Here is a 3,679-nt window from a genome sequence, read left to right on the forward strand (position 1 = left end):
GTCGGCGTCGGCGGTGCGGCGCAGCCGCGCGCGCAGCACCTCGGCGTCGCGGGCCGCCCCGAGGACACCGGCCAACCAGCGCAGCTCGGTGCGCAGCGGGCGGGACCAGGTCTTGCGCAGCAACGGTTTGAAGGTGCGCAGATCACTGCGCAGGCGTCGGCAGGCCACCCGCATCTGGTGCACGGCGGTGTCGTCGCCGGCGGCCGGGGCGCGCAGCCGGACCAGCGGGTCGTGCGCCAACAGCCGGCGGACCTCCTTGCGTACCGCCTCGGTCACCACGTCGCCGGCGCTCGGCTCGGCGGGCAGCCCGGCCGGCGCGACCAGGTCCGGATCGGCCTGCGCTGTCGCGCCCAGCGCCCGTACGTGCTTCGGCGTGAACGACCCGCCCTGGGCGCCAGCCTCGCGCAGCACCCCGCCGATTCGGTCGAGCAGCTCCCGCTCGCCGGCCTTCAGCTCCACCTCCAACTCGCGGAACGTGTCGGTGGTGGTGCCGGCGTCGTCGAGCACCGTCACCCGGTCGTCCACCACCTCGGCGAGCACCGTGCCGGCCCGGTCACACACCTCGTACGCGTGCCGCACCGTCCGCACCACCGTCACCGGGGCCAGCGGCGCCCCCCGGTGCAGGACGGTGACCAACTCCACCAGCTCCGGTGGCGGCTGCCCCTTCGGCCCGGGACGGGAGATCTCGTGCCGGACGCCCGGCGTCCCGGTGGGGAGTTTCACCGTCCAGGGCAGCTCGTCGCCCCGGCGGTGACGCAGCGAGGCACCGGCCCGGGCCAGCCGCAGGTCGACAGTGTCGAGATAGCGGGCGACAAGCGTCACCGGTGGCAGCTCCCGGATCCGCCCCCCGGCCGGCGCCGTGCCGGCCAGGTCCGGCAGCACGTAGGCGTCGTCCACCTCGTACTTCTGCTCCTCCTCGACCATCAGCTCAGCCTATGCGCTGCGCGGTCAGCTGGCCGTGCCACCGACGCGGCGCAGCAGCAGTTCCTGCAGATGGGCCCGGGCGACCTTGTCACCGCCGGTACGCCGGGTCCAGGTGCCGTCGCCGGCCAGCTCGAACGCGTCCACTTCGGGGCTCATCGCGGCGGTGAGCACCTGGTCCAGCTCGGCGCGGGCGATCGGGTCGGTCACCTGCACCAGCGCCTCCACCCGACGGTCCAGGTTGCGGTGCATGAGGTCGGCCGAGCCCATCCAGAACTCGGCCTCGCCGTTGTTGCCGAACCGGAAGACCCGGGAGTGTTCCAGGAACCGGCCGAGGATCGAGCGGACCCGGATGTTCTCCGACAACCCTGGCACCCCGGGGCGCAGCGTGCACATGCCCCGGATGAGCAGGTCGACGTGGACGCCGGCCCGGGAGGCGCGGTACAGCGCGTCGGTCACCCCCTCGTCGACCAGGGAGTTGACCTTGAACTGGACCAGCCCGGGCATGCCCAGGCGGACGTGCGAGATCTCCCGCTCGATCCGCTCGATGAGCCCGCTGCGAATGCCCTGCGGGGCGACCAGCAACCGCCGGTACGCGGTCTGCCGGCTGTACCCGGTGAGCACGTTGAACAGGTCGGTGAGGTCGGCGCCGATCTCCGGGTCGGCGGTGAGCATGCCGAAGTCCTCGTACAGGCGGGCCGTCTTCGGGTGGTAGTTGCCGGTGCCGATGTGGCAGTAGCGACGGATCTGGTTGCCCTCCTGCCGGACCACCAGCGCGGTCTTGCAGTGCGTCTTCAGGCCGACCAGGCCGTACACCACGTGGCAGCCGGCGCGTTCCAGCGTGCGGGCCCAGCCGATGTTGGCCACCTCGTCGAAGCGGGCCTTCACCTCCACCAGCACCACCACCTGCTTGCCGGCGGCGGCCGCGTCGACGAGCGCGTCGACGATCGGGGAGTCGCCGCTGGTCCGGTAGAGGGTCTGCTTGATGGCCAGCACGTTCGGGTCGGCGGCGGCCTGCTCGATGAAGCGTTGCACGCTGGTGGCGAACGAGTGGTACGGGTGGTGCACCAGGACGTCCCCGTCGCGCAGGGTGGAGAAGACGCTGCGCGGCACCTCACCCTCGGCGAGCCGCGGGTGCGTGGCCGGCACGAACGGCGGGTCCTTCAGGTCCGGCCGGTCCGCCTCGCCGTAGACCTGCCACAGCGCGGACAGGTCCAGCAGGCCGGGCACCCGCAGGACGTCCTGGTCGTCCATGTCCAACTCGCGAACGAGCAGCTCCAACATGTGGTCGGAGATGGACGCGGCGACCTCCAGGCGGACCGGGGGACCGAACCGCCGCCGGGCCAGCTCCCGCTCCAAAGCCTGGAGCAGATCCTCGTCGCGGTCCTCGTCGACCTCCACCTCGGCGTTGCGGGTGACCCGGAACAGGTGGCACTCGACCACCTGCATGCCACTGAACAACTGCCCCAGGTGCACCGAGATCAGGTCCTCCACCGGCAGCATCCGCACGCCCGGCTGGTCCCGGTCCACCCGGACGAAGCGGGGGACGTTGTTGGGCACCTTCACCCGGGCGAACAGCTCCGAACCGCCGTCGGGGTCACGAACCGCCACCGCCAGGTTCAGCGACCGCCCCGAGATGTACGGGAACGGGTGCGCCGGGTCCACCGCGAGCGGGGTCAGCACCGGGAAGATGTGCTCCCGGAAGTAGGTGCGCAGCCGCTCCCGCTCGCCGTCGCCCAGCTCACCCCAGCGCAGGATCCGGATGCCCTCGTCGGCCAGCTTGGGCAGCACGTCGTCGACGAAGCAGGCGGCGTGCCGGGCGCCCAGGGCGCCGGTCCGCTCGGCGATCAGCTCCAACTGCGTCCGCAGCGGCAGCCGGTCCCCGCCGCGCACCGGCAGGCCGGCGGAGAGTCGCCGCTTCAGCCCGGCGATGCGCACCATGTAGAACTCGTCGAGGTTGCTGGCGAAGATGGCCAGGAACTTGGCCCGCTCCAGCAGCGGGGTGCGCTGGTCCTCGGCCAGGGTGAGCACCCGGGCGTTGAAGTCGAGCCAGGACAGCTCCCGGTTGAGGAACCGGTCCTCCGGCAGCGGCGCGGCCGCCGGGGGCTCGTCGTCCTCCTCCGGCCCGGCACCTGTCGGCAGGTCGTCCGGCAGGACCGGGTGGACGTCACCGGCGGACGGTCCGTCCGCCTCGATCTTCGGCGCGGGGTCGATGACCTCGTCCAGCCCGGAGGAGGCGGCGCCGGGATCGTCGGCGAGCGTGTCCGCGCGGGCGGCACCGGCGCGTTCGGCGCGGGACGGGCGGAAGCGTCCGTCGGTGCCGCGCGTGCGGGAGCCGTTGCGGAGGTCGGTGGCGGGCGGGTGGGCCGGTTGCTCGCGAGGGGTGCTCACCCGCTCATAATCACCCGATTACGGTAAACGCAAAATGAACTTGGGCTCGCCGGCTCAGATCATCGTCGGCAATGTCACCCGGACGACCTCGCCGTCGGGATCGGTGTCGATGCGAACCCGCTGGCCGAGCCGGAGAAGTCGCAGCCCGGAGGCGTCGAAGGCCCGGGCGGGGAAGCGCATCTCGGTGCCGTCGTCGAGCAGCAGGACTCCGCTGCGCGTCGCCGCGTCGTAGCTGGCCACCGTGCCCTGCATGCTGGCACCGTACACCCGGGGGTTCAGCCCGTGGAGCGGGCCGGGCCGGCTCAGCCCGTGGAGCGGGTCGGGGCGGGTCAGCCCGCCGGGGCGGCTCAGCCGGCGGCGCGGGCGG

Annotated in this window: 3 protein-coding genes; all 3 read right to left on the bottom strand. The window is 72.7% G+C overall.

Annotated elements, in window-relative coordinates; genetic code table 11:
* The coding region (locus PSH25_RS28235; RefSeq protein ID WP_238661931.1) for a CYTH and CHAD domain-containing protein at positions 1-924 on the bottom strand (924 nt) is incomplete at its 3' end.
* 24 nt (positions 925-948) lie between these two features.
* Positions 949-3,312 carry an RNA degradosome polyphosphate kinase gene (locus PSH25_RS28240; protein ID WP_238661932.1) on the bottom strand — a complete coding sequence of 788 codons (2,364 nt, stop codon included), beginning with the start codon at positions 3,310-3,312 and terminating at the stop codon, positions 949-951.
* Positions 3,313-3,366: 54 nt separating this feature from the next.
* The coding region (locus PSH25_RS34320) for a cold-shock protein (RefSeq protein WP_441005358.1) at positions 3,367-3,679 on the bottom strand (313 nt) is incomplete at its 5' end.

It is taken from the genome of Micromonospora foliorum, from assembly GCF_022229015.1.
Taxonomy (GTDB): domain Bacteria; phylum Actinomycetota; class Actinomycetes; order Mycobacteriales; family Micromonosporaceae; genus Micromonospora; species Micromonospora foliorum.